Here is a 26169-nt window from a genome sequence, read left to right as displayed (position 1 = left end):
TCGCCAGCGGCGCGCCGCCCTCGTTGGTGAGGCGTATATAGTCGGCGCCCGTCCAAACTGTCAACAACCATTTCAATCTTTCTTGAATTTTTTGCGACAAAAGATTTTCGGTAGCCGACTTCCGCGGCGGCACGGGAATAACAAAGCCGACCACCATGCCGGAGCCCTATTGCCGCCGCATTACGGCTTGACACCAAGGCCAACAAAGCAGGCGTGCGCACCACCCGCGCGGCGCCGCTTATAAGAGACTGTAAGAGAGCCACTAAGAGAGAAGTGTGATTGGGGATTTCGGCCGAGGCCAGGCGCTTCGTTGACTTCGCCCGCCGTGACAGGCAAATGTCATGGCCACAACAAAAGCGACAAGCCGTCCCGCCCGGGGAAGAAGCAGCCTTTCTGGATGCCAGATACGGAAAATGTCATAGCCGAACTCGGCAACGAGCCGCCGCTGATTGCGGACGGTCGCAGTGGCCCGCCCGACCGGCGCGAGATTTCGGCGCGCTGGCTGTCGGGCACTTTTCTGACCGGCGTGACGTCGAGCGTGCTGATGGGCGTGGCGCTGTTCGCGGCCCTTGACGGCCGTCAGCAATTGGCAACGCCACCCGAGATCGCCGAACTGATCAGCCTTGCTAGGGGCGACGATTCCGGCGAGGTCGCCAAGACCACCAGGCTGGTGGCCCCGCGCCAGATCGCCAAGGCCAAGGACCGTCGGCGCATGGAAGTGTCGATGGTGACCAAGGTCGGCGACCGCGACGTCATCCACACCATGCCTTTCGTGCAGATCAAGATGGCGCTTGCCGCCGCGCACACGACCAGCCGCGCCTATCCGCCTTTCAACCCGATGCAGGTGTTTGGCGACGACCGCGACGACAATGCCGGCCAGCCGGCGACCGCCGCCGCCGGCCAGATCTATGGCGCCAAGGTCGAAAGCGAGATGAGCCTGAAGACGGTCGATTTCCCGATCGAGACCGCCGCCTTCGACGAAAAGAGTGACTTGTCCGCCGACGAGGTGGAAAAGGTGGTGCGCGAGGCCGGCACGGGCCTGAGCGACGGCGCCGTGCAGGTTGCATCGCTGCATTATGTCGACCCGCAGCGATTCGGCGATGCGTTCGCCGAGAGCATGGCCGGTTCCTACGACGTCAAGATCGTTCCTGAAAACGTCTCGGTGTCGCTGCGCGCTGCCCCCGATGATCAGGCGCCGGCCTTCGCCGAGGAAATCATCCCTTTCACCCGAGACCGCGACATAGTCGAGGCCTTCGCCGATTCGGGCTATACGGGCGAGGACGCCACCGGCATGGCCGAGGCGATCGCCAAATTGCTGAATGCGACAGCGCTCAAGGCGGGAACCGTGCTGCGCGTCGGGCTCGAGATCCATGGCGACGCCGCCAAGGTCGTTCGCACCGGCATCTACGACCGGACCCAGCATATTGTCACCATCGCGCTCGACGATCACGGCCAATATGTGCCGGCGCAGGAGCCGGAGCCCAATCCCGAATTGCTGACCGCATTCGACGATTCGCCCGCACCGGTGGTGCGCGGCAATCTGCCGAACGTCTATGATGGCATCTACCGCGCCGCCTACTCCTACGGCATGTCCAAGGCGATGACCAAGCGGCTGATCAAGCTCCTGGCGTCCGGTGTCGATTTCCAATCGCGGCTCAACCCGTCGGATCGCATCGAGGTGCTGTTCTCGCAGCCGGACGGCGACGACCAGGCTTCCGACGAATCCGAGCTGCTCTATGTCTCGGCGAACTTCAGCGGCACGACGCGCAATTTCTACCGGTTTCAGATGCAGGACGGCAGCACCGACTATTTCGACGAGGACGGCCGCAGCGCCCAGCAATTCCTGCTGCGCAATCCCCTGCCGGCAGGAAAATTCCGTTCCGGCTTCGGTGCCCGCAGGCATCCGATCCTCGGCTATGTGCGCATGCATACCGGCGTCGATTGGTCGGCCGCCATCGGCACGCCGATCATTGCCGCCGGCAACGGTGTCGTCGAGAAGGCCGGCTGGGCCGGCGGCTATGGCAAGCAGATCATCATCCGCCACGCCAATGGCTACGAGACCTCCTACAATCACCAGAGCGCTTTTGCCAAAGGCATCGCGCCGGGCGTGCGCGTCCGCCAAGGCCAGACCATCGGCTTTCTCGGCCAGACCGGCCTCGCCACCGGTCCGCATCTCCATTACGAGCTGATCGTCAACGGCACCAAGGTCGACCCGATGCGTGTTCGCCTGCCGGTCGGCAAGGTGCTGAAGGGCGACGACCTCGTCGCCTTCAAGCGTGAGCGCGGGCGCATTGATGACCTGCTCAAGCAGGAAGACAGTGATTCGCTGAAGGTCGCGAGCGCCAAGATCGAAGGCTGAGCGACCTTGGAGCCTTTCTGGGCTTCTCAGCTTTGCGGATTCTCAACTCGACGCGACCAGGGCAGTCGCTCGCCGGAAACAGTCGTCCACGCCACGATCGCCGAGAGCAGGCAAAGCAGCGCGGTCACCAAGGCGACGGCCGCGAACGCTGCGTCGCTGGCGGCAAGCCTTGCTGCATCGAGGTCCGGTGCCAGGCCCGCCGGCGCCGGTTCGCCGAAACCCGGAACGCCGGATGCGGAACCGATGTTCAGCGCTGCCGCATAGACCCAGGCCGCCAGTGATCCCATCGCCGCCACCGCGATCAGGCCGCCAATGCGCGAGACGGCATTGTTGATTCCCGACGCGGCACCCGTATCCTTGTCCTCGACCGCCGTCATGATCGCCGTCGACAGCGGCGACACGACCAGCGCCATGCCGAGCCCCATCAGCGCCATCAGCGGAAACACTCCCCACCAGAAACTGTGGATCCCGGCATAGGCCAGCAAGGCAAGCCCGGCAAAGGCGACAGCGACGACAAGACTGCCGCTGGCGATCGGAAAACGCGGACCGATCCGGTCGGACCACTGGCCGATCGGCCCCGACAACAGCGCGATCAAGACCGACAGCGGCAGGAAGATGAAGCCGACCTCGGCCGCGCTCAGCCCCCATCCGGCGATGAGCAGCATCGGCAGGTAGAACAGATTGGCCGACAGCGCGAAATAGAGGAAGAAGGTCGCCACATTGGCGCCGGCGAAAGCGCCGACCCGAAACAGCGAGAGATCGATCATCGGCTCGCTCTGCCGGCGCTCGAAGACAATGAACACTATGAGCAGCACCGCGCCGGCGGCAATGCTCGGGCCGGACATTTGCCCCTCGCCCTCTGCGCTCATCGAGGTCAAGCCATAGGCAAGCGCCCCGAACGCCAATGTGGCGAGGGCAGCGCCGCCGAGATCGAGGCTGCGCTTTTCCGTCGGAGCGTCGGCCGGGACCTTGGCGAGCAGGAGATAGATCGAGACAAGTCCAAGCGGCAGATTGACCGCGAAGATCACCCGCCAGATGCCGTCGCCGAAGGCCGACAAGACAACGCCGCCCAGCACCGGGCCAAGCGCCGTCGTCAGCGCCGAGGCCGCCGCCCAGATGCCGATCGCCCTGCCGCGCTCCTTCTTCGGATAGGCCTTGGCGATAATGGCGAGGCTGCCCGGCACCATGATGGCAGCACCGATGCCCTGAACGGCGCGGAACGCAATGAGCACTGGCGGATTCGGCGCCACCGCGCAGGCAAGCGAGGCGGCAATGAACAGCGCGATGCCTGCCACGAAAGCATGCCGCAGGCCAAAACGGTCGCCGGCGGCGCCGCCGACAAGGATGAGCGCCGAAAGCGTCAGCGCATAGGAGTTGGAAATCCACTGCGCCTCGGCGAAACTGGCGCCGAGGTCGAAGCGGATCGCCGGCGTGGCGATAGCCAGGATCGAACCGTCGATGAAGCCGAGCGCGGAAGCCAGGATCGCCGCGATCAGCACGAACCTGCGCCGCGATTGCGGGCAAAACGTATCGGCCGGGAGCGGCCTGACCAGGGGGGCGGCGTCGGCGCCGACTTCGCATGGAGAACGCATGAAGCCTGCTTAGACTTCCTACGCGCCCGCAACAACCGGCCAGAGGCTTGCTGTCGTTGAAACCAGAACAGGATCGAGACCTCTAAGTCGCCCGTCCGCGGTTCCTTGTCGTGCGAAGGATTTGGGATATGGCGCTCAGTCGATGAACTCCACCGTGACGCCCGGCGACACGATTTTTGCCAGTTCGCGTGCGTCCCAATTGGTCAGCCGCACGCAGCCATGGCTTTCGGTCTTGCCGATCTTGGAGGGGTCGGGTGTGCCGTGAATACCGTAGGTCGGCTTGTCCAGCGCGATCCAGACCGAGCCGACGGGGCCGTTCGGGCCCGGCGGGATGGTCAGTATCTTGTTGTTTTCGCCCTGCTTGAAATTGATGTTCGGGTTGTAGGTGTAGTTCGGGTCGAGAGCGACCCGCGACACCGCATGCGTGCCGGTGGGTGAAGGCGTGTCCGCCGAGCCGATGGTGGCTGGATAGGCCGCGATTAGCTTGCCCGACGCGTCATAGGCGCGGACCTGCTTCTTGCCCTTGTCAGCGATGATGCTTGCCACCGGCTTCGCCACCAGTCTGCCGAAATTGACGACCTTGATGATCGTGCCAGGACGGTTGAAATTGGCTTCCGGATTGAGCGCCTTCAGATAGTTCTCGTCCATGTGGAACCGCTCGGCCAGCGCTTCGGTCACGGAGACATAGCTCAGCCGGTCGAGCTGCGCCTTCTGGCTGTAGTCTTCCGGCACCGAGGCAACATAGGGGCCGGCCGCATCTTCGGGCGTGATGTTATAGGAGGCGAAGGCATCGCCGCCGGATTGCTCAAGGGCCGCCTGGATGCCGACCACATCGGTGGACCTCAGATTGCTGCCGGTGATCTCGTTATAGGCGGCGAGCGCCTTGTCGACATTCGAGCCGAAGCGCCCGTCGACGACGCCGGGCGAAGCGCCGGCGCGGTCGAGCAGCACTTGCAACGCGGCAACCTCCTGGCGTGCACCGAGCGAGAGCGACGGGTCGACCGCCGTTTTGCCGCCGATCTTTGGCGGCAGTGCCGCCTGGTCGCCCGGCGCCGTCGGCTCGAGCGAAGCCTCGTCGAGCGGCTGGCGTTTGACGGTGCGCGGCTTTGCCGGCTGCGGCGCTTCCGGATAATTATTGCCATAGCTGCCGTCATCCCGCGGGGCTTCGGGAAAAGCTTCCATCGAATTGTCGCTATAGGGATCGTATTCATCGACCGGCGGCGGCGCGACGATCAGGCCTTCCTCTTCCAATTGCCTGCGGCGCAGGCGCGCCGTGTCTTCCGGATCATCGAGATAATAGCGGTCGTCCTCGACCGGTCCGAGATTGCGCAAGCGCTCTTGGCGCAGCGCACGGCGATCGAACCTGGTCTGGGGCGGCTGGATGGCAAGGACCTTGCCGGTTTCCGCATCGACGATGACGCGGTTTCCCCTGGCGTCGTAATAGACGTCGAAATCGCCGTTCTGGGCGACCAGCACGCCACCGGCATCGGCCGCACGGGCAGGTCGCGGCGCGATGCCTTCCGTCGGCGCGGCCATTGCGCTCGAAGAAAGCAGCCCGGCGGCGAGCGCCGAAAGGGTGAAGATCGTGCGGAACATGTTGGCCAAATTCTCCGGTCCGTAATTGCCGCCGCCCGGCGTTGTCTCTTTAGAGCGCCGCGCGTCCTTCCGGACGCGCAAAGGACGCTCTAACACTTTAATCTCCGCATCGCGCTTTTTTGAAAATCGAATTAGATTTTCGGGCCGACGCGATAGATCAACCCCTTCGCCAGCAAATCAGTTGGCGACCATAAGGTTCCAACATGAACCGGGCATGAAGATGGCGGATTTCTGGCGGTCTGAGTAAGAACACTAGCTGGCGGCGAGCCCCAATTCCTTGCGCGCCTGTTTGGTCAGCTTGAGGACGACAAGGCGATGGCTTTCGCGCAGATAGTCCTTCAGCGCGTCATCGTCCATGCTTTGGCTTGTCTGGCGCTGGATCCATTTCATGCCGCGTGACGCGAGATAGGGCGCGGGCCGAAGGCCCGGCTGTTCCTTCAAGATGTCATAGGCGATGTCGGAGCATTTGAAGGTGACGAACGGCTCCTTCCCCTCGCTCCAACCGCCGATCGCAAAGACCTTGGCTCCGACCTTCCAGACATGGGCGCCGCCCCACTGGACGACATGGCTCGTTGCAGGCAACGAGGCGCAGAAGCTGTTGTAGTCATCCAGCGTCATCTGCGCCCCCGCCATTTTATGCAAGCAGACTCGAAGTCAGGCCGCCGCCTCGGTCGCCACGACCGTCGGCTTCGACCGGAAATTCAACCGGTCGGAACCGGCGGTGACCTTGACGGTCGAGCCGTCGAGGATGTCGCCGAGCAGGATCTTTTCCGCCAGCGGGTCCTGCAACTCCTTCTGCATCACCCGCTTCAGCGGCCGCGCGCCATAGGCCGGGTCGTAGCCCTTGGCCGCCAGCCAATCGACCGCATCCTGGTCCAGCGAAAGCGTGATCTTGCGATCGACGAGTAGGTTTTCCAGCCGCTTGAGCTGGATCTCGACGATGCGGCCCATATCCTGCCGGCGCAGCCGGTGGAACAGGATCACCTCGTCGACGCGGTTGAGGAACTCCGGCCGGAACGACGCCCTGACGACGCTCATCACCTCGTCGCGCACGACATCGACGTCCTGGTTCTCGCCGAGATTGACCAGATATTCGGCGCCGAGGTTCGATGTCATGATGATCAGCGTGTTGCGGAAATCGACCGTGCGGCCCTGCCCGTCGGTCAGCCGGCCGTCATCGAGCACCTGCAGCAGCACGTTGAACACGTCGGGATGCGCCTTCTCGATCTCGTCGAACAGCACGACCTGGTAGGGCCGGCGCCGCACCGCTTCGGTCAGCGCGCCGCCTTCCTCGTAGCCGACATAGCCGGGAGGCGCGCCGATCAGCCGGGCGACCGAGTGCTTCTCCATGAATTCCGACATGTCGATACGCACCATCGCGCTCTCGTCGTCGAACAGGAAGCTGGCGAGCGCCTTGGTCAGCTCGGTCTTGCCGACGCCCGTCGGTCCGAGAAACATGAACGAGCCGATCGGCCGGTTCGGGTCCTGCAGGCCGGCGCGGGCACGGCGCACGGCTTTCGACACGGCCTGCACCGCTTCGCCCTGGCCGACGACTCGCTTGCCGATCTCATCTTCCATGCGCAACAGCTTGTCGCGCTCGCCCTGCAGCATCTTGTCGACCGGAATGCCGGTCCAGCGCGACACGATATGGGCGACATGATCGGGAGTGACCACTTCCTCGACCATGCCGACCTTGCCGTCTTGCGCCTCGGCCTGCGTCAGCTTCTTCTCGAGTTCCGGGATCTTGCCATAGGCCAGCTCGCCGGCGCGCTGGAATTCACCCTTGCGCTGGGCAATGGCGAGCTCGTTGCGTGCCTCGTCGAGCTGTTTCTTCAGGTCGGCGGCGAGCCCGAGCTTCTGCTTCTCGGCCTGCCACTTCGAGGTCAGTTCGGTCGATTCCTCCTCCAGAGCGGAAAGATCCTTTTCGAGGCGGGCGAGCCGGTCCTTCGACGCGTCGTCCTTCTCGACTTTCAGCGCCTCACGCTCGATCTTGAGCTGCATGATACGGCGGTCGATCTCGTCCAGCGCTTCGGGCTTCGAATCGACCTGCATCCGCAGCCGCGACGCGGCCTCGTCGACAAGGTCGATCGCCTTGTCCGGCAGAAATCGGTCGGCGATATAGCGGTTGGACAGCGACGCTGCCGCGACCAGCGCCGAATCCGAGATGCGCACCTTGTGGTGCTGCTCGTATTTTTCCTTCAGGCCGCGCAGGATGGAGACGGTGTCTTCAACAGTCGGCTCATTGACGAAGACCGGCTGGAAGCGGCGGGCAAGGGCTGCGTCCTTCTCGACATGCTTGCGGTACTCATCGAGCGTCGTCGCGCCGACGCAATGCAGTTCGCCGCGTGCCAGCGCCGGCTTCAACAGGTTCGACGCATCCATGGCGCCATCCGCCTTGCCGGCGCCGACCAGCGTGTGCATCTCATCGATAAACAGGATGATGCCGCCAGCGGCAGCGGTGACTTCCGAAAGCACCGCCTTCAGCCGCTCCTCGAATTCGCCGCGATATTTTGCACCGGCGATCAACGACCCCATGTCGAGCGCCATCAACTGCTTGTCCTTGAGCGATTCCGGCACGTCGCCATTGACGATGCGCAACGCCAGCCCTTCGGCGATCGCCGTCTTGCCGACGCCGGGTTCACCGATCAGCACCGGATTGTTCTTGGTGCGGCGCGACAGCACCTGGATGGTGCGGCGGATCTCGTCGTCGCGGCCGATGACGGGGTCAAGCTTGCCGGCGCGGCCGTCGGCGGTGAGGTCGCGCGCGTACTTCTTCAGCGCATCATATCCCTGCTCGGCGCTCGCCGAGTCGGCGGTGCGGCCCTTGCGGACCTCGTTGATCACCTGGTTCAGTGCCTGTGGGGTCACGCCGGCTTTGGTCAGGATATCGGCGGTCTTGGCGGATTTCTCGACCGCCAGCGCCGTCAGCAGCCGCTCAACCGTGACGAAACTGTCGCCGGCCTTCTTGGCCAGTTCCTCGGCGGTCGAGAACACTTTGGCCAGCGGCTGCGCCAGATAAAGCTGGCCGTTGCCGCCTTCCACCTTGGGCATTGCCTCAAGTGCTGTCTCGACGCCAAGCTTGGCGTCGCGAACGCTGCCGCCGGCGCGCTCGATCAACGACGCGGCCAAGCCCTCGTCGTCGTCGACGAGCACTTTCAATATATGTTCGGGGGTGAACTGCTGGTGGTTGCGCGAGAGCGCCATTGTTTGCGCAGACTGGATGAAGCCGCGCACGCGCTCGGAGTATTTTTCAAGATTCATATCTGTCTCCTTCCGTCACCGGCCCGCTTTGCGGCACCGGATCAGATTGCGGTGACGGACCCGCCCGTTCGAGCCGGGTCCTGTTCACGCGAGATATGGTGCGCAAGCCACGGCCCCTCAAGACGTCCGGTAATGGCGAACGCATAATATTCCACGGGCGCACAAACAAAAACGGCGGAGATTTCTCTCCGCCGTCCAAGAATGTCTGAAAGCCTTGCTCGATCAGTTGTTGACGTCGACGATGGCGGGCTCGCCACCGGCGTCTTCCGCCGGCGCTGCATTCCCATTATCGGCGCCAGCATTGTCGTTGCCGCCATCCACCTGGTTAGCATTGACGCGCGGACGGCGCGGACGCCTGGGGCGGCGGGCAGCGCCGCTTTCAGTGGCTGCTTCGTTCATCTCGGCCTGGGCAGCGAGAGCCGCCGGCGAAAAGTTTTCGAACTGCGGCGCGGGTTCGGCCACAGAAACAGGCTCAACCGGAGACACAGCTTGCGCCTGCACGGGCGTTTCATTCTGTACCGGCGTCTCGTTGCGCCGGTTCTGGTCGCTGCGCTGTCCGCCCTGCTCGCCGCGCGCACCATATTCGCCGCGCTGGCCGTTCTGGCCGTAGCCGCCATTGGGGCGGCGGTCACGATGGCGGCCGCCACTGTTGTCGCGTCCACCGTTGTCGCGCCCACCGTTGTCGCGCCCACCGTTGTCGCGATTGTCACGGCCGTTTTCCTGGTTGAACGCCAACTCGGCTGGCGTGCCGTCGATGACCGGCTGCGGGCCGGCACCATGGTTGACCACCGGAGCCGCCGTCTCACCGACGTTGCTGTTGCCGGCATTGTCGAACTCGTCGCGATCTTCGTCGCCGTCATCGTCAAAATCGTCGCGATTCTGCTGAGCGCTCTGGATCGGTATCTGCGCCTGTGCGGCAGCGATGATGCGATTGTAGTGCTCGGCGTGCTGGAGATAGTTTTCCGCCATCACCCGGTCGCCGGAGCTTTGCGCGTCACGGGCAAGGGTTGCGTATTTTTCGGCGATTTGCTGAGCCGATCCGCGGATCTTCACGTCCGGACCGTTGCTCTCGTAGTTGCGCGTCAGGGGATTTGGGCCCTTGCGGTTGTTGTTATTATTGTTGTTACCGCCGCCGCCGCTGTTGTTGCGACCGCGCATGCGCCTGTTCTGCTGTTGTGGCCTCATTCGACTCTCTTCATTTTGAAATTTTCGAAAACTCTTCACGAACGGAGGCGCTCATGCAGCCAGCCGTTTCGTCTCTTCACCGGCGTTCGCCCGCATCGATTGCGTTGGCGCCACGTGTCATCCTGTTCCGGTTACATCACTTATCGGACGATTCCCGCACGAAGCTTGGGCGTCGTTTGCGCAAGAAGGCAGCTATTTCCAAGGAAACCGAATCGCTAAGAGCACTGCCTGCTTCGTCTCATCCGGTTAAGGCGACCCTAGCCGCATTCCCCGGCATTGCCAAGCGTTTTTTCGCACTGCATCACGGCTTTGTCAGTTCAAAGATCAGAACCCTGTCGTTTCCGCCAAGATCCCAGAATACCCCCGCCGGCGCATAGCCGGCTGCGGAGAATATGTCAGTGACCTCTTTGCGTTGCGTGTGGCCGATCTCGACCGCAATCCTGCCTTCGGCTTCCAAAAAACCTGCCGCCTCGGCGGCAATGATCCTGTAGGGACTAAGACCGTCCACGCCGCCATCAAGGGCTCGGCGTGGATCAAAATCGCGGACTTCGTCCTGCAGATTTTCGATGTCTATGGACGCTATATAGGGAGGGTTGGCGGCAATTACATGGTATCGGCCAAAAACTTTTTCGAACCAGTCGGATTTGAGCACCTGAAACCGGCCGGCCAACCCCAATTCCTCGGCATTGCGCATGGCGGTCGCCAGCGCGTCTTGCGAAATGTCGACCCCAATAGCGACCGCCGCCGGAACGGCGCTGAGCAGCGCCAGCGCGATGGCGCCGGTGCCGGTGCCGAGATCGAGGATGCGGCATTCGCCTTGCCGTGCGGCTGTGGTCTTCACGAAGGGCAGCATCGCTTCGACCAGCGTTTCGGTATCTGGTCGCGGCTCCAGCGTTTCCGCTGACAGCGACAGGCGCAAGCCGTAGAATTCGCGATGGCCGAGGATGCGATGCACCGGCTCGCCGGCGATGCGCCGTCTCAAGGCTGCATCGATCGCGGCAATCGCGCCGGCATCGACCCTGCATTCGGGATCGGCGATGGCTTGTGTGCGGGTGGTGCCGGAAAGATGTTCGACGATCAGCCTGGCATCCAGCGCCGGATCGGCGACTGCGGCCGCGGCAAGGCGGGCCCGCGCCGCTTTCAGCAGTGGCCCGAGTGTACCAGGCAGATTGTCAGCCATCGAGGCCGATATCGGCGAGCAGCTTCGACTGGTGATCGGCCATCAGCGCGTCGATGATCTCGTCGAGTTCGCCCATCATAACGCGGTCGAGCTTGTAGAGCGTCAGATTGATGCGATGGTCGGTGACGCGGCCTTGCGGGAAATTATAGGTGCGGATGCGCTCCGAGCGATCGCCCGAACCGACCTGCGATTTGCGCGATTCGGAGCGCTCCTCGTCAGCCTTGCCGCGCTCAAGGTCGTAAAGCCTGGCGCGCAGGATCTGCATGGCTTTCGCTCGGTTCTGGTGCTGCGACTTCTCCGCCTGCACCACCATGATGCCGGTCGGCAGATGGGTGATGCGCACCGCCGAATCGGTGGTATTGACGTGCTGGCCGCCCGAACCCGAGGCGCGCATCGTGTCGATGCGGATGTCTTCGGCCCTGATGTCGATGTCGACCTCTTCCGCTTCGGGCAGCACGGCAACCGTCGCCGCCGAGGTGTGGATGCGCCCGCCGGCCTCGGTCGCCGGCACGCGCTGCACGCGATGCACGCCGGACTCGAATTTCAGATGGGCAAAGACCCCCTTGCCTGAAATGGTGGCGATGATTTCCTTGTAGCCGCCGACCTCGCCCTCGCTTGCCGACGCCGTCTCGAAACGCCAGCCGCGTGCCGCAGCGTAGCGTTCGTACATGCGAAACAGGTCGCCGGCAAAGAGAGCCGCCTCATCGCCGCCGGTGCCCGCGCGGATTTCGAGGATGGCGTTCTTGTCGTCGGCGGCATCCTTGGGCAGAAGCAGGATCTGGATGTCCTTCTGCAACGCTTCGATGCGTTGCCTGACCTCGGGCAGATCGGCCTCGGCCAATGCCCGCATTTCGGCATCTGTGCTTTTGTCGGCGAGCATCGCCTCCAGATCGGCCTGTTCGTGCTCGGCGGTGCGCAGCGCCCTGATCTTTGCCACCATCTCCTGGATGTCGGCATATTCCGACGCCATCTTGACATAGGCGTCCGCCGCCGGCCCGGCCGACATCTGCGCTTCGAGCACGTCGAAACGCTTGACGACTTGATCCATACGGTCGCGGGGCAGGTTGATCATGGCGAATGCTATAGCGGTATAGAGCGGTCGTCGGCAAAGGCTTGCAGCAGCGCCCGCATCGGCAACTTCTGGGACGGCGCCATGAGATTGTCGTCGAAAAACGCTTGCAGCTCGGCCAGTGGCAGTTCCGTCAGCATCGCCTTGACCGGACCGATCGAAGCCGGCGACATCGAGATCGAACGGTAGCCAAGGCCGATCAGCGCCATCGCCGAGATCGGCTTGCCGGCCAGCTCGCCGCACAAGGTCACCGGGGTATTATTGCGCACCCCGGCGTCGGCGACCTGTTTCAGAACGCGCAGGAATGGCGTCGACAGCGTGTCGAAACGGTCGGAGAGCTGCGTGTTGCCGCGATCGACCGCCATGACGAACTGGAACAGATCGTTCGAGCCGACCGAGACGAAATCGACGGCCTTCATCAGCTCGTCGAGCTGGAACAGCAGCGAAGGCACTTCCAGCATGGCTCCGAGCTTCAGGCTGGTCGGCAAATGATGGGCAAAACGCGACAGATGCCGCACCTCGCGGTCGACGATTTCGCGCGCCTGCGCGATCTCGCCGAGTTCCGTCACCATTGGCAGCATCAGCTTCAGTTCACGCCCGCCGCAGGCCTTCAGAAGCGCGCGGATCTGGGTGCGCAACAGGCCCGGCCGGTCGAGCGTCAAGCGGATGGCGCGCCAGCCGAGCGCCGGATTCTCTTCCTGGATCGTGTCCTTGAAGTAGGGCAGCACCTTGTCGCCGCCGATATCGATGGTGCGGAAGGTCACCGGCTTGCCCCGCGCCGCGTCGAGCACATCTCGATAGAGCCGTTCCTGGGCTTCCGCACGCGGAAAGGTCGAAGCGACCATGAATTGCAGCTCGGTGCGGAACAGGCCGATGCCGGCGGCGCCCGCCTCGGCAAGCTGCGGCAGATCGACGGCCAGGCCCGCATTCATCAAAAGGTCGACCTGGACGCCATCCTTGGTCACCGACGGCTTCTTGCGCAGTTCGCGGTAGACCTCCTGCCGCCGCGCCCGGAAGCGGACCTTTTCGGCATAGGCGGCTTCGAGGTCGGGCTGAGGGCGCAGATGGATCGCGCCTTCTTCGCCGTCGACAATGATGGCGTCGCCGTTTTCCGCCATGGAAACGGCGCCCTTCATCTGGCCGGCGACCGGTATGCCCATAGCCCGCGCCACGATGACGACATGGCTGGTCGCCGCGCCGTCCTCCAGCACCACGCCGCGCAGCTTGTCTCTGGGATAATCGAGCAGTTCGGCGGCGCCCATCGAGCGGGCTACGATGATAGCGTCCTTCGGCAGCGAGGCCGCGACATCGTCCGGCCCGCGCCCCATCAACTGGCGCAGCAACCGGTTGGCCAGATCGTCGAAATCGCTCATCCGCTCGCGCAGATACGGATCGGTCATGTGCAGCATGCGGGCACGCATGTCGCTCTGCACTTTTTCCACCGCCGCTTCTGCCGTCAGGCCGTTGCGGATCGCCTCTTCCAGCCGGCGCACCCAGCCGCTGTCGTTGGCGAACATGCGATAAGCTTCGAGCACCTGGCGATGCTCGCCCTCGAAGGCGACTTCGCGGCGTTCCAGCATGTCGTCGATGGAGAGCCTGAGCGAACCGAGGGAAGCATCGAGCCGCTTGATCTCCTCTTCGCTGTCCTCGTTGAACAGATTGGTGACGACGATGCGCGGCTCGTGCAGCACGACATGACCAAGCCCGACGCCCTCGTTGAAGGACAGGCCGGTAAAGCTCACCGGGCGGCGCAGGTCGAGTTCGAGCCCGGGCCGGGTCAGCCGGGCAAGGTCGCCGGTGGCAATCATCTCGGCGATCACCATCGCCGTCGTTTCCAGCGCCTCGACCTCGTCGTCGCGATAGTGGCGCATGGTCTTGTTCTGGACGACCAGCACACCGAGCGTGCGCCCTGCCCTGAGCACCGGCACACCAAGGAAGGAATTATAGATCTCTTCCCCTGTCTCCGGCAGATAGGCGAAGGCGGGATGTTCCTGCGCGTTGGAGAGATTGAGCGGCCGTGCTGAGGCCGCGATCGTGCCGACGAGGCCTTCCCCCAGCCTGAGCTGCGCCAAATGGACGGCTTTCGGGTTCAAGCCCTCGGTGGCATAGAGTTCGAGCACCGAATCGGCGCGTAGCACATAAAGCGAGCACACTTCGGCGACCATGTTGGAGGCGATGTCGCGCACGATACGGTCGAGCCGCTCCTGCGGCTCCAGCGGCTCCTGCATGAGCTCGCGGAGCCGTTTCAGCAAAACGCGCGGGCCGCTGGCCGTATCACGCATCGCGGCTTGTTCTCCAATGGACATTCTGCCCGCCGCAGTTTCTCCCGCGGCCGGCGCTCACGCAACAACTCAATTAGAGCGCCATGCATCCAATTGGACGCACAAAGGACGCTCTAAGACTTTCGATCTGCTGCATCGTGCTTTCCGAGAATCGACTCCGATTTTCGGGCCGATGCAGTCTGCTACTGCTTATCCAGACCGTAGACGGAATGCAAAGTACGAACCGCAAGTTCGGTGTAGGGACCGTCGATCAGGATCGAAATCTTGATCTCGGAGGTCGTGATCGCGCGGATGTTGATCGCCTTGTCGGCCAGCGCCTTGAAGGCGGTGGCCGCAACGCCCGCATGGCTACGCATGCCGATGCCGATGACCGAGACCTTCGACATGCCGGCTTCCGACTGCACGACGTCGTAGCCGATCGTGGCCTTCAGCCGCTCGAGCACGGCAAGCGCCTTGTCGACATCGCCGGACGGCACGGTGAAGGTCATGTCGGTGAACTTGCCGTCCTCGGAAATGTTCTGGACGATCATGTCGACATTGATGTTGGCTTCGGCCAGCGGCCCGAAAATGCCGGCGGCGACGCCCGGCCGGTCGCCGACACGGCGCAGCGAAATCTGCGCTTCGTCCTTCGCGTAGGCAATTCCGGTGACGACCTGCTGTTCCACGATCTCTTCCTCGTCGCAAATAAGCGTTCCGGGCGGATTGAGCAAATCCCCCATTCCGGGCGCGTCGGGATCGTCGAAGGACGACCGCACGAAAGTACGCACCCTGTGCACCATGGCAAGCTCGACCGAGCGCACCTGCAGGACCTTGGCGCCGAGCGAGGCCATTTCAAGCATTTCCTCGAAGGAAATCTTGGCCAGCCGCCGCGCCTTCGGCTCGATGCGCGGATCGGTGGTGTAGACCCCGTCGACATCGGTATAGATGTCGCAGCGGTCAGCCTTGACCGCCGCCGCGATGGCGACGGCACTGGTGTCGGAGCCGCCACGGCCGAGCGTCGCGATGCGGTTGTCCGGCCCGATGCCCTGGAAACCCGCGACCACCGCCACCTGGCCCTCGCCGAAGCGCTTGATCAGGAACGCGCCGTCGATATCGAGAATGCGCGCCGCGCCATGCGCATTGTCGGTCTTGATCGGGATCTGCCAGCCTTGCCAGGAACGGGCATGGACGCCCATGTTCTGCAGCGCGATCGCCAACAGGCCGGCAGTCACCTGCTCGCCGGAGGCAACGACAGCGTCATATTCGCGTGCATCGTGCATGGGCGAGGCTTCGCGCGTCCATTGCACGAGCTCGTTGGTCTTGCCGGCCATCGCCGAGACGACCACCGCGACCTCATGGCCGGCATCGACCTCGCGTTTGACGTGGCGCGCCACATTGCGGATGCGGGCGATGTCGGCGACGGAGGTTCCGCCGAATTTCATCACGATGCGCGCCATGGAAGCGAAATGCCTTTGACTGGATGCCGGGCCGACGGCCGAAAAGCGGAAAGGGAGCGTCCGGCCGGGCCGGTCGCTGAATTCGCGGCCTCCTTAGCCAAATGCTTAGGGTTTCGCAAGGCATGCCGCCAGTTGCCGGTTGGGTGACGAGGCGCAGATCGCAGTCAGTGCCGCCTGGCATCATGAGCACTGGCCTGTCGACAGGCGAAATTGCTGCCTTGACATTCGCTGCCTCGCGACCGACTTCCTAGCGCACCAGAGCGCGATCAGCAAAAGTCGTATCCGGTTTTGCACCCGATCGCGCTCTGAACTTTTGAGTCTGCGGGAGACACGCCATGCCAGAACCCCGACGGTCGACGATCGATGCCGGAGAAGTGGAGCGCTTTTCCGCCCTTGCCGCCGAATGGTGGAATCCGAACGGCAAGTTCCGTCCGCTGCACAAGTTCAATCCGATCCGGCTTGCCTATATACGCGACCAGGTGGCGACGCGCTTCGGCCGCGACCCGCGTGCGGCGCGGCCGTTCGAGGGCCTGCGCTTCCTCGACATCGGCTGCGGCGGCGGGCTGTTGTGCGAGCCGATGGCGCGGCTTGGCGCCGAGGTGGTCGGCGCCGATGCATCCGCCACCAACATCGAAGTGGCCAAGCTGCATGCGGCGGAGGTCGGGGTGACGGTGGATTACCGTGCCACGACGGCGGAGGATCTGGCCGACGCCGGCGAGAAATTCGACGTCATCCTCAATATGGAAGTGGTCGAGCACGTCGCCGACATCGACCTGTTCGTCGCCAAATGCGGCGAGATGGTCAAGCCCGGCGGTATCATGTTCGTCGCTACCATCAACCGCACGCTGAAGGCGCTGGGCCTGGCCATCATCGGCGCCGAATATGTGCTGCGCTGGTTGCCGCGCGGCACCCACCAGTTCGGTAAGCTGGTGCGGCCAGACGAGCTGGAAAAGGCGCTTGCCGGCGCTGGTCTGAGCATCATCGACCGCACCGGCGTCGCCTACAATCCGCTCGCCGACCGCTGGCAGCGGTCGAAAGACATGGACGTCAACTACATGGTGCTGGCGGAGAAGGCACCCGCCTGAACTTTGTCACGAAATGCCTGAACCTTCTCACGCCGCCACCTTTTCACCCGTCTGGTTCTGCGCCTTTGTGGTGATCTGGCTTTGCGCTTTGGTGGTGATGAAGACGCCGGCGGTGATGATGACAGCACCCGCCCAGGTCAGCAATTGATAGTGCTCGCCCAAAACGATCGTCCCGGCAAACAACCCGACCGCAGCCGCGACATAGCCGATCTGGCTAAGATAGACCGGGCCGCCGACCGCCTGCAGGCGGAAGAAGAAGGCGAACATCGCCGCGGCCGACGCGATCTGCCCGACGACCACCAGCGGCACGCCGCCGAGCAGGGCGAGCGACCCCCCGCCTTGCTGCATGAGGATACCGCCCAAAAGCAGCGCAGCCGCTGCCAGATGGCTGCCGACGGCAAGCTCGATCGGTCCGGTCCCTTCGGGCCAGTCGACGGTGCGGTAGATGTTGCCGGCGGCAAGGCTGACCGGGATGAGCAGCCCTATCGCTACCCAGAAAAATTCGGCCGGCTGTCCGGCCTCGCCGCGCGTCATCGCCACCATGACAGCACCGACGAAGCCGACGGCAATGCCGACAACACCAAGCAGGTTGGGACGGCGAACGCCGAGCAGGATCGAAAACACCAGCGTGATCACCGGCGACAGCGTGAACATGATGCCGGTATAGCCGGCACCGAGATGCGGAATGGCCGAGAACATCAAGAGATTGGGGAAGGCGTAGGACACTGCCGCGGTGACGAAGAAGTAGCGCAGTCTGTGCGGGGTAAGCCGGATGCGCTGCCCGCGCAGCAGCAAGGCGCACAGAAGCACGCCGCCGGCGCCGAGCGATATGACGAGGGCCCAGACCATGGCGGAAACGCCAGCTGCCGTCGCGATCTTGCCGAACGGCAGCGTCAGGCCGAGCAGCCCGCCGGTGACGATCAATAGGCCGAGCGCCGAATCCCAGAGAAATTTCATTTCGTAGCCCTTTCGCCTATTTGCGGCTCTTGGCCGGCACTGCATCTTCAGATAAGATAATACAAAGATTCTTAACGTCAAGATATTTAATGGTGAGATAGATGGATCGCGCAGCGAACGCCATCGAGCAGTGGAAAAGGGAACGGCCGGATTTGGATGTTTCGCCGATGGCCGTGCTTGGACGATTGAACGAGGCCTCGTCGCTGATAGCACGAGAACGCCTCGCTCCGCTGTTTGCCCGTTTCGGTTTGCAGACCGGGGAATTCGATGTGCTGGCGACGCTGCGCCGTTCCGGGCCCCCTTATGCGCTGACGCCAACTGCTCTCTATGAAGCGACGATGGTGACGTCGGGCGCCATGACCAACCGGCTCGATCGGCTCGAAAAGTTAGGATTGATCATGCGCGGGCCGCATCCCAACGATCGGCGCGGAATTGTCGTCCAGCTGACCGACAAGGGCCTGACATTGATCGATGAGGCGGTCGCCGCCCACGTCGCCAACGAGCACGAGATACTTTCCGGTTTGACGCGCCAGGAGCAGGAGATGCTTGCTCGCCTGCTTGAGAAGTTGATAGCGAGCGTGAGATAACCTGTCAGTTCCGCTCGTCGGGAAAACTCGGAATCGGCATGAATTCGACGCCGTCCTCTATCAGGCTCTTCGCCTCCTCCAGCGTCGCCTCGCCATAGATGCCGCGCGGATCGCTCTCGCCGAAATGGATCTTGCGCGCTTCCTCGGCAAACTTGTCGCCGACATAATCGGCGTTCTCGCGCACCTTCTCGGCCATGGCTTTCAGTTGCGCCAGCGCCTGCTTCTGGGCCTCGCCCATGGCGAGCGCGATTTTTTCCTGTTTGCGCCCGGTGGAGACGGCCGGCGCCATCAACGCCTTCTCGACCTTGTGCGAGCCGCAACTCGGACAATCGACGAAGCCACGTTTCTTCTGGGTGTCGAAATCGTCATTACTGCGAAACCAACCCTCGAATTCGTGCTCGTGTTCGCAGATCAGGGAAAAGCGGATCAAGATGCTGCACCCCTAAGCGGCAGCGCCTCGGCCGATCCGCCGTTGACGGCAAAATCCCGCGCATTTTTCAGGTTCGGGATCTTCTTGCGCGCGGCGACCGACTGCGCTGGGTCGATCTCGGCGACGATCACGGCGGGCTCGTCATGCGCCGCCTCGGCGACGATACGGCCCCAGGGATCGACGATCAGCGAATGGCCATAGGTCTCGCGGCCGTCCTCGTGCAGTCCGCCTTGCGCCGCGGCGACGACATAGGCGCCGTTCTCGATGGCGCGTGCCCTGAGCAGCACATGCCAGTGCGCTTCGCCGGTCTGGCGGGTGAAGGCGGCGGGCACCGAAAGCAGGTCGGCGCCGGCCAGTGCCTCGGCGCGGAAGAGCTGCGGAAAGCGCAGATCGTAGCAGACGGCGAAACCCAGCCTCGCGCCATCGACCTCGGTAACGATGGCCTCGGTGCCCGGCTCGTAGGCGGCGGATTCGCGCCAGCTCTCGCCATTGTCGAGATCGACGTCGAACATGTGGATCTTGTCGTAGGTGGCTAATGTCGCGCCATCCGGCCCGAACAGAAGCGCGCGATTGGCGAGCTTGCCGTCGGCGCGCAGGATGGCGGTCGAGCCTATATGCAAGTAGACGCCAAGCTCTTTCGCCAGCTTGCGCGACGTCGAGACGATAATGTCCTTGTCCTCGGACGTGAAAGAGGCGGCCCGCGCCTGTTTGTCGCGGACCAGGGCACCGGTCATTTCCGGTGACTGGATATAGGTCGCGCCCTGGCTTGCCGCCTCGCGCACCAGCCGCTCGAGATCGACCGCGTTGTGCTCGGGGCTGGTGCCCGAACGCATCTGGATCGCCGCCGCCTTGAAAGCACCCATCGTCATGTCCTTAAATCGTCGAGCCATTGGCGAGCAGACGGTCCAGCCGACCCTCCGCCTCCAGTTCGTGGAGATCGTCGGAGCCGCCGACATGCGTATCGCCGATGAATATCTGCGGAAAGGTCGAGCGGCCGTTCGCGCGGGAGATCATTTCCTGGCGCAGTTCCGGCGAGAAGGAGGCGTCGTGCTCGGTGTAGGCGACGCCCTTGCGCTCGAGCAGCCGCTTGGCCGCCGCGCAATAGCCGCACATCACCCGTGTATAGATCGTCACGTCGACCATCGGTCAGCAATCCTGCCTTGTCTCAAAATCTTATATAGTCGCGGACTCGTCGGCCCGAAAGTCCCCCGGCAGCACGCGCGCAAAGGTCAGCACGTCGACGGTCCCGGCACCGCCCTTCTTCAGCGCCTTGGCAACCGCGCGGACAGTGGCGCCGGTGGTATAGACATCGTCGATCAAGAGCACCCGGCGGCCGGCAATCTCGATCTCGGCCTCCTCGGGCACGCGAAATGCGGCACGCACATTCTCCTCGCGTTCCCGCCGCTCCAGCCCGACCTGCTGACGAGTAAGCTTGACGCGCCTGACCGCTGAGGGCGCGAAAGGCAGGCTGCCAAGCTGCGATACCGCCCTTGCCAGCTCCGCCGACTGGTTGAACTGACGCCTGAAAAAGCGCCGCCAGTGCAGCGGCACCGGCACGACCACATCGGCTTCCGCGATCAGTTCGGCGCCGGCGCGCAGCATCCAGCGCGCCATCCACGGCGCCAGATCGGTGCGATCCTGGTATTTCAACCCTTGCACCATCTGGCGGGCGACACCGGAGTAAGCGACCGCGGCCCGCGCGCGCTCGAAGGGCGGCGGGTCGGCGATCGCCTCGGCCGACAGGAACCCCTCGCCCATGTGATGGATGAACGGTGTGCCCATCACCGGGCACCAAGGCCGTTCCAGGAGCCTGAGCTTCGGCCAGCAGGCGCCGCACAGCACGCCGGGCTGCGAGACATGCCGGCGGCAGCCGGCGCAAACCGGCGGAAACAGGATGCGCGCCGGCCAGTCCAATGCCTTTCGGGCGATACTCTTGATATCTGGCATTGGATCGGCCACGTGATTGGTTCTCCGCCACCCTATATCAGAGAGCGGAAACCAGGAACCAGCCGTTGCAGCCCATAGTCGACACCTCTCTCTGGCTGACGCACAAGCGCCGGGCCCTTGCCCGTCCGGCTGCGGGTGCGGATTTCCTGATGTGGCGGGCAGCCGAAGAGCTTGCCGACCGGCTGGGCGCCGTGGAGCGTAAATTTGACAGAGCGGCCGTGCTGTTTTGCCAGACGCCGGCGGCCGTCGACGTGCTCGCGACAAGCGGCAAAGTGACGGACATCGCGCGCGTGGAGGCGGATGCGGCGTTCCTGGACAATGCCGCGGGATTGGTGGCGCCGCTGGAGACCGTGCCGTTCGAGCCGGAAAGCCTCGACCTCGCCGTGTCTCTTTTGTCCCTTCAGGCAATGAACGACATTCCCGGCATGCTGGTGCAGATCCGCCGCGCGCTGAAGCCGGACGGTCTTTTCCTCGGCGCTTTTGCCGGCGCCGGCACGCTTTCCGAGCTGCGCGAAAGCCTGCTCGCCGCCGAGACCGAGCTTTATGGCGGCGCCAGCCCGCGCGTCATCCCGTTCACCGACGTGCGCGACGCCGGGGCGCTTCTGCAACGCGCCGGCCTGGCTTTGCCCGTCGCCGACGTCGAGACGGTGACGGTGCGCTACGATTCCCTGTTCGGCGTTATGGCGGACCTGCGGGCGATGGGCGAGACCAGCGCGCTCATCGACCGTAGCAGGCGACCTGGGACGCGAAGGCTGTTTGCCCGCGCCGCCGAAATCTATGCCGAGCGATTTTCGGATGCCGATGGCCGCGTCAGGGCGAGTTTCCCGATCGTCTGGATGTCAGGCTGGGCGCCCGACGCCTCGCAGCAAAAGCCGCTGAAGCCCGGCTCGGCGAAAATCTCGCTGAAGACCATACTGGAAAATCCCGAAGGGCACTGACCGGATCTTCGGATGCGGGTGCCCGGTCGTGATCACTGCGCGAAAGCGTTCACAAGCCTGCTGTTGTTGTCGCTGAACAGCCATTTGAGGGCATCGAACACCTGACCGGCCCCGGCAACGATGGCGAGCGACAGCACGGTCACGATGACGCCGTATTCTATGACCGTCGCGCCGGTCTCGTCTTCCAAAAACCGTTGCAACAATGTTTTCATGGCCGTCGATCCCGCCTGCCGGAACCCTAGTGCCGACCTGTTAAGAAAGGTTAATGGCACAGGCTTAACAGGCGATGAAACGACGCTTTAAAGGATGTCAGCAGTCGCCGCTGCGCTTGCCATTGTCGCGTATCACGCAGACCGAACTGGGCAACGGCTGCAGCACGCTCCTGCGCAGTGTGTAGGTATGGGCGATCGAGCCCGTGCTTCCAATCGAGCCCGTGCTCATCCTGTCGAGGCCGCCGGCAAAATCGTCGCGGGTGGACTGCAATCGCGTCCGGCTGTCGAGGAATGGCGTCGCGATCAAGGCCAGCGCCACCGCGGCCGAGCCGAACAGCAGCGTGATCCGCAATATGCCCATGCCGACATGGACAGCGCTTTCACTGCGGTCGGGCCGGATCGAATCCCAGTCCCTGTCGAGGCTCATGCAGTCGCTCTCCGGCGAAGGCCTGAACATGGCCTTCCCTCGATTTCCATGCCGTCAATTTTTCACGGCAAGATAAATCTTCCATTAACGCTGCCTAAATCGGGCAGTGACGGCACAATCACAGAAGATCGATGAGGAACTGGATCAGCGGCGCGTCGGCCGGCGGCATCGGAAAATCGCGCATCTGGCGCGGCCGCACCCATTTCAGCACCTGCCCCTCCTTCGGCTGCGCGATGCCGCGGAAGCGACGGCAGACGAACAGCGGCATCAGCAGGTGAAAATCATCGTAGGAGTGGCTGGCGAAGGTGAATGGCGCCAGGCAGGGAATATCGGTTTCGATGCCGATCTCCTCGTACAACTCCCGGATGAGGCATTCTTCCGGCGTCTCGCCGGGCTCGACCTTGCCGCCCGGAAACTCCCACAGGCCGGCGAGTTGCTTGCCTTCGGGCCGCTGCGCCAGAAGCACGCGGCCGTCGGCATCGACCAGCGCGCAGGCTGCGACCAGGAGCAGGCGCTTGCCGGCAGGATTCGCGCCGGTCATGCGCCGGGCGGCCGGCGGTAGTGGTAACGATAGACTTCATCGAAGCCGAGCGAACGATAGAGCGCCAGCGCCGGCGCATTGTCGGCCTCGACCTGCAGCCAGGCTTCCCGGGCGCCGCGCAGCCGTGCCCATTTCAGCGCCGAGAGGATGAGGTGGCGGCCATGGCCCTTGTTGCGCACCGATTTGTCGGTGGCGATTTCGAACAGTCCGGCAAGATCGCCATCATGGACGCAGATCAGCGTCGCCAGCGGCTCGGTGCCCTCTTCGAGCGCGAACAGCCCGGCTTCCGGCTGGATGGCGCCGATGATCTCCGACAGGCCCGGCCGCAGCGACACATCCGAGCCGCTCACCTTGAGCGACGCCCCGATGAAGCGGCTGATGTCCTTCAGCGGAATCTGGTCCATGGCGGCATCGAGCTGGGCGTCCGCGAGCGGCAGCCGCATGACCAGCGATTCGTCGAATGTGCTCCAGCCTTCGCTGTCGAGATGTTTGGAAAGAACCGGCCCCGAGAGCGGCGATATGCGAAAGGTCAGCGGCCGGCCATAGGCGTCGAAACGGCGGCTGGCGCGGCCGATGCGCTCGGCAATGTGCTGGATGTCGCCCGGATCGAGCGGGTTGACCGAATTCAGCCGCTTGGCCGGGTGGCCCGCCGTCAGCCGCACCACCCAGGTGCCGTCATAATGGACGGCCGCCGCCGGCCAGGCGCGAAAGCCGGCCGCCTCGTAGCGCCGCACGATGGCAAGCACGCTTGCCGGATGTCTGGAAACCAACGCCATCAGCTCCGATAATCGCCGTTGATGGCGACATACTCCTTGGTGAGATCGCAAGTCCACACCGTCGCCTTGCCGCGGCCGATGCCGATATCGGCATGGATGCGGATCTCGTCGCGCTTCATATAGGCCGATGTCGCCTCCTCGGAGTAGGCGGCATCGCGCTCGCCCTGATGCGCCAGCCTGATATCGCCGAACCAGATCGACAGAAGGTCGCGGTCGGCCGGTTCGCCGGCCTTGCCAACGGCCATGACGACGCGGCCCCAATTGGCGTCCTCGCCGGCGACTGCCGTCTTGACCAGCGGCGAATTGGCGATCGACAGCGCGATGCGCTTGGCAGAGCGGGCCGATTTTGCGCCGGTGACGGTGACCTCGACCTGCTTGCGGGCGCCCTCGCCGTCGCGCACCACTTGCAGCGCCAGCGATTTCAGCACCTTGCCGAGCGCGCGGCGGAAGGCGCCGAGGCGTGCATCCCCTGCATCCGTGATATCAGGCGCGCCGCGCCTGGCGGCCGTGCCGGTGGCGAACATCAGCAGCGTGTCGCTGGTCGAGGTGTCGCTGTCGACCGTGACCGCATTGAAGGTCTTGGCGGTGCCGCGCGCCAAAAGATCCTGCAGCACGGGCGCTGCGATCGGCGCGTCGGTGGCGATGAAGGAGAGCATCGTCGCCATGTCGGGCGCGATCATTCCGGCGCCCTTGGCGATGCCGTTGATGGTGACGTCGGCGTCGCCGAGCTTCACCGTCGCGGTCGCCAGTTTCGGATAGGTGTCGGTGGTCATGATCGCCTTGGCGGCTTCGGTCCACAGATCCGATCTGCCGTCCTTGACCAGTCCGGCGAGCAAATGGCTGAACTTGCCGGCATCCAGCGGCTCGCCGATGACGCCGGTCGAGGCCAGAAACACCTCGTCCGGCGCGCAGCTTGCTGCCTTGGCTGCAGCCTCGCCGGTCATTGCCGTGGAGGCTCGGCCCTTCTTGCCGGTGAAGGCATTGGCGTTGCCGGAATTGACGACTAGGACGCGCGCCTTGCCCTGCCCAAGATTCTGCCGGCAGAAATCGACCGGCGCCGACGGGCATTTCGACTTGGTGAACACGCCGGCGACCGTGGTGCCGGCATCGAAAACCATGGTCAGCAGGTCGGTACGGTTCTTGTACTTTATCCCGGCCTCGGCTGTGGCGATGCGGGCGCCCTCGATATCAGGCATTTTGGGATATTTCTTCGGCGCGAGCGGCGAAATCGTGGCTGACATGAAGACCTCGGGCGGGAAAAACGCAAGGGAACGCCGGTTTGCCCGATAGCGGCCGCCGGCGCAAGGGCGTTTTCCCGACCGTTGCGGGCGGCGCTAAACTGCCGGCGGCTCGTCTGCTTTATTGGGCAGGATTGAGGAACCCTCGGAACGTCTTCTGCACGCCCGGAATGAGCCCCCAGATCATGATCGAGACCGTCAACGGGGCGATGACCAGCGTACGCTGCCAGATTTCCCACTCTTCGGTCAGCGGGAACACCGCATAGAGGATGGCTGTGATCAGCGGATAGACGCCGGCAAGCACCAGCAGTGCAAAGCGAGGGCGCGAGAAGCGGCTGGCGGCAGCAGTCGAGGTCATTGCTCTCTTCCTTATCGTTACGAAACGTTCCGTTATATAAAACGAACCGTTTCGTTTCGTCAAGCGGTCGTATATGAATGCTGAGGGGAAACTTGCCGGCAAGGGAAATGGCAGATGGGTGACGACGCAGATCAGGCTCGCAAGTCAATTGGCGCGCGGCGTAACCCCGACAGCGCCGACGCCATTCTCGACGCCGCCGAGGCGGTGCTGGTCGAGGCCGGTTATTCCGGCTTCTCGATCGAAGCGGTGGCGCGGCGGGCGCGTGCTGGAAAGCCCACGATCTATCGCTGGTGGCCGAGCAAGGCCGCTTTGCTCTTCGACGTCTATCAGCGGCTCAAGCGCGTCGAGAATCCCGATACGGGAAACCTCGAGGATGATCTTGTCGGCTTCCTGAAGAACCTGTTGTCACACTGGCGTGAAACATCGTCAGGCAGCGTCTTCAGGTCGCTGATCGCCGAGGCGCAGTCGGATGCGACTGTTGCCGCCGTCCTAGTCGAATACACGAAAGGACGTCACGCGCATACCGGCCGGATGATCGAACGCGCCAAGGCAAGAGGCGAAGTGGCGGCCGACGTCGATCCCATGCTCGTCGCCGACCTGGTCGCCTCCTTTGCCTGGACGCATCTTTTGACCAATCGCCTCGACGAAGACGAAACGACCATACGCAAAGCGGTCCGCTATGTGATACAAGGCATCGCTCACAAGCGTTGACA

At 63.7% G+C, this 26169-nt stretch carries 25 protein-coding genes; 5 read left to right on the top strand and 20 right to left on the bottom strand.

What is annotated here, in order from left to right:
- Positions 1 to 397 precede the first annotated feature (397 nt).
- Positions 398 to 2359: a M23 family metallopeptidase gene (locus CIT25_RS18725; RefSeq protein WP_167391073.1), complete on the top strand. Its 1962-nt coding sequence runs from the start codon at positions 398 to 400 to the stop codon at positions 2357 to 2359.
- 26 nt (positions 2360 to 2385) lie between these two features.
- Here the strand turns inward: CIT25_RS18725 and CIT25_RS18720 are convergent, their stop codons facing one another.
- The 9 genes from CIT25_RS18720 to CIT25_RS18680 form a co-directional block, all read right to left on the bottom strand.
- The gene (locus CIT25_RS18720) at positions 2386 to 3951 is read right to left on the bottom strand and encodes an MFS transporter (protein ID WP_095486028.1); all 1566 of its coding nucleotides are present in this window, start codon (positions 3949 to 3951) and stop codon (positions 2386 to 2388) included.
- Positions 3952 to 4086: 135 nt separating this feature from the next.
- Positions 4087 to 5547: a L,D-transpeptidase family protein gene (locus CIT25_RS18715; RefSeq protein WP_095486038.1), complete on the bottom strand. Its 1461-nt coding sequence runs from the start codon at positions 5545 to 5547 to the stop codon at positions 4087 to 4089.
- A gap of 252 nt (positions 5548 to 5799) precedes the next feature.
- Entirely contained in the window at positions 5800 to 6165 is a 366-nt protein-coding gene (locus tag CIT25_RS18710) for an MmcQ/YjbR family DNA-binding protein (protein WP_095486037.1), read from the bottom strand.
- A gap of 36 nt (positions 6166 to 6201) precedes the next feature.
- The gene (clpB, locus tag CIT25_RS18705; RefSeq protein WP_095486027.1) at positions 6202 to 8808 is read right to left on the bottom strand and encodes an ATP-dependent chaperone ClpB; all 2607 of its coding nucleotides are present in this window, start codon (positions 8806 to 8808) and stop codon (positions 6202 to 6204) included.
- 222 nt (positions 8809 to 9030) lie between these two features.
- Positions 9031 to 9993 carry a DUF4167 domain-containing protein gene (locus CIT25_RS18700; protein WP_095486026.1) on the bottom strand — a complete coding sequence of 321 codons (963 nt, stop codon included), beginning with the start codon at positions 9991 to 9993 and terminating at the stop codon, positions 9031 to 9033.
- A gap of 301 nt (positions 9994 to 10294) precedes the next feature.
- Positions 10295 to 11173: a peptide chain release factor N(5)-glutamine methyltransferase gene (gene prmC, locus CIT25_RS18695; protein WP_095486025.1), complete on the bottom strand. Its 879-nt coding sequence runs from the start codon at positions 11171 to 11173 to the stop codon at positions 10295 to 10297.
- Positions 11166 to 12245, bottom strand: coding sequence for a peptide chain release factor 1 (gene prfA, locus CIT25_RS18690; RefSeq protein WP_095486024.1), 1080 nt, complete (start codon positions 12243 to 12245; stop codon positions 11166 to 11168). The genes prmC and prfA overlap by 8 nt, the downstream gene beginning before the upstream one ends.
- A gap of 8 nt (positions 12246 to 12253) precedes the next feature.
- Complete coding sequence (gene ptsP / locus CIT25_RS18685) at positions 12254 to 14524, bottom strand: phosphoenolpyruvate--protein phosphotransferase (protein WP_095486023.1); 2271 nt, start codon at positions 14522 to 14524, stop codon at positions 12254 to 12256.
- Positions 14525 to 14706: 182 nt separating this feature from the next.
- On the bottom strand, positions 14707 to 15960 hold the full coding sequence (locus tag CIT25_RS18680) for an aspartate kinase (protein WP_095486022.1): 1254 nt from the start codon (positions 15958 to 15960) through the stop codon (positions 14707 to 14709).
- A 335-nt stretch (positions 15961 to 16295) separates the two neighbouring features.
- Between CIT25_RS18680 and ubiG the strand changes: the two genes are divergently transcribed.
- Entirely contained in the window at positions 16296 to 17045 is a 750-nt protein-coding gene (ubiG, locus tag CIT25_RS18675) for a bifunctional 2-polyprenyl-6-hydroxyphenol methylase/3-demethylubiquinol 3-O-methyltransferase UbiG (RefSeq protein ID WP_095486021.1), read from the top strand.
- Positions 17046 to 17072: 27 nt separating this feature from the next.
- On the opposite strand, the gene CIT25_RS18670 is transcribed toward ubiG, so the two are convergent.
- Positions 17073 to 18002, bottom strand: a complete 930-nt coding sequence (locus CIT25_RS18670) for a DMT family transporter (protein ID WP_095486020.1) — start codon at positions 18000 to 18002, stop codon at positions 17073 to 17075.
- 101 nt (positions 18003 to 18103) lie between these two features.
- Here CIT25_RS18670 and CIT25_RS18665 point away from each other — a divergent pair, with 101 nt between their 5' ends.
- Positions 18104 to 18589, top strand: coding sequence for a MarR family winged helix-turn-helix transcriptional regulator (locus CIT25_RS18665; protein ID WP_095486019.1), 486 nt, complete (start codon positions 18104 to 18106; stop codon positions 18587 to 18589).
- A gap of 4 nt (positions 18590 to 18593) precedes the next feature.
- On the opposite strand, the gene CIT25_RS18660 is transcribed toward CIT25_RS18665, so the two are convergent.
- The 4 genes from CIT25_RS18660 to CIT25_RS18645 are packed head-to-tail and all read right to left on the bottom strand — an operon-like array spanning position 18594 to position 20978.
- The gene (locus CIT25_RS18660) at positions 18594 to 19019 is read right to left on the bottom strand and encodes a DUF1178 family protein (protein ID WP_095486018.1); all 426 of its coding nucleotides are present in this window, start codon (positions 19017 to 19019) and stop codon (positions 18594 to 18596) included.
- The gene (locus tag CIT25_RS18655) at positions 19016 to 19882 is read right to left on the bottom strand and encodes a carbon-nitrogen hydrolase family protein (protein ID WP_095486036.1); all 867 of its coding nucleotides are present in this window, start codon (positions 19880 to 19882) and stop codon (positions 19016 to 19018) included. Before CIT25_RS18655 ends, CIT25_RS18660 begins: the two co-directional genes overlap by 4 nt.
- 10 nt (positions 19883 to 19892) lie before the next feature.
- A complete protein-coding gene (gene grxC, locus CIT25_RS18650; protein ID WP_095486017.1) occupies positions 19893 to 20162 on the bottom strand; it encodes a glutaredoxin 3 in 270 nt (89 codons plus the stop codon).
- A 30-nt stretch (positions 20163 to 20192) separates the two neighbouring features.
- On the bottom strand, positions 20193 to 20978 hold the full coding sequence (locus tag CIT25_RS18645) for a ComF family protein (protein ID WP_095486016.1): 786 nt from the start codon (positions 20976 to 20978) through the stop codon (positions 20193 to 20195).
- A 53-nt stretch (positions 20979 to 21031) separates the two neighbouring features.
- Between CIT25_RS18645 and CIT25_RS18640 the strand changes: the two genes are divergently transcribed.
- A complete protein-coding gene (locus tag CIT25_RS18640) occupies positions 21032 to 21904 on the top strand; it encodes a methyltransferase domain-containing protein (RefSeq protein ID WP_095486015.1) in 873 nt (290 codons plus the stop codon).
- A 32-nt stretch (positions 21905 to 21936) separates the two neighbouring features.
- Here CIT25_RS18640 and CIT25_RS18635 read toward each other — a convergent pair whose 3' ends face one another.
- The 6 genes from CIT25_RS18635 to CIT25_RS18610 form a co-directional block, all read right to left on the bottom strand.
- On the bottom strand, positions 21937 to 22116 hold the full coding sequence (locus CIT25_RS18635) for a Flp family type IVb pilin (protein ID WP_095486014.1): 180 nt from the start codon (positions 22114 to 22116) through the stop codon (positions 21937 to 21939).
- A gap of 97 nt (positions 22117 to 22213) precedes the next feature.
- Positions 22214 to 22543: a hypothetical protein gene (locus tag CIT25_RS18630; RefSeq protein ID WP_095486035.1), complete on the bottom strand. Its 330-nt coding sequence runs from the start codon at positions 22541 to 22543 to the stop codon at positions 22214 to 22216.
- Positions 22544 to 22661: 118 nt separating this feature from the next.
- Positions 22662 to 23084, bottom strand: coding sequence for a (deoxy)nucleoside triphosphate pyrophosphohydrolase (locus tag CIT25_RS18625; protein ID WP_095486013.1), 423 nt, complete (start codon positions 23082 to 23084; stop codon positions 22662 to 22664).
- Complete coding sequence (locus CIT25_RS18620) at positions 23081 to 23860, bottom strand: GNAT family N-acetyltransferase (RefSeq protein WP_206072960.1); 780 nt, start codon at positions 23858 to 23860, stop codon at positions 23081 to 23083. Before CIT25_RS18620 ends, CIT25_RS18625 begins: the two co-directional genes overlap by 4 nt.
- A complete protein-coding gene (gene argJ / locus CIT25_RS18615) occupies positions 23860 to 25101 on the bottom strand; it encodes a bifunctional glutamate N-acetyltransferase/amino-acid acetyltransferase ArgJ (RefSeq protein WP_095486012.1) in 1242 nt (413 codons plus the stop codon). The genes CIT25_RS18620 and argJ overlap by 1 nt, the downstream gene beginning before the upstream one ends.
- A 118-nt stretch (positions 25102 to 25219) precedes the next feature.
- Positions 25220 to 25456, bottom strand: a complete 237-nt coding sequence (locus CIT25_RS18610; protein WP_095486011.1) for a putative antibiotic biosynthesis monooxygenase — start codon at positions 25454 to 25456, stop codon at positions 25220 to 25222.
- Between the two features lie 114 nt (positions 25457 to 25570).
- Between CIT25_RS18610 and CIT25_RS18605 the strand changes: the two genes are divergently transcribed.
- Positions 25571 to 26167, top strand: coding sequence for a TetR/AcrR family transcriptional regulator (locus CIT25_RS18605; protein ID WP_095486010.1), 597 nt, complete (start codon positions 25571 to 25573; stop codon positions 26165 to 26167).
- Positions 26168 to 26169 lie beyond the last annotated feature (2 nt).

This window comes from Mesorhizobium mediterraneum (assembly GCF_002284565.1).
Taxonomy (GTDB): domain Bacteria; phylum Pseudomonadota; class Alphaproteobacteria; order Rhizobiales; family Rhizobiaceae; genus Mesorhizobium; species Mesorhizobium mediterraneum.
Note: the sequence above shows the minus strand (reverse complement) of the source record. Positions and strands in the feature narration are given on the sequence as shown.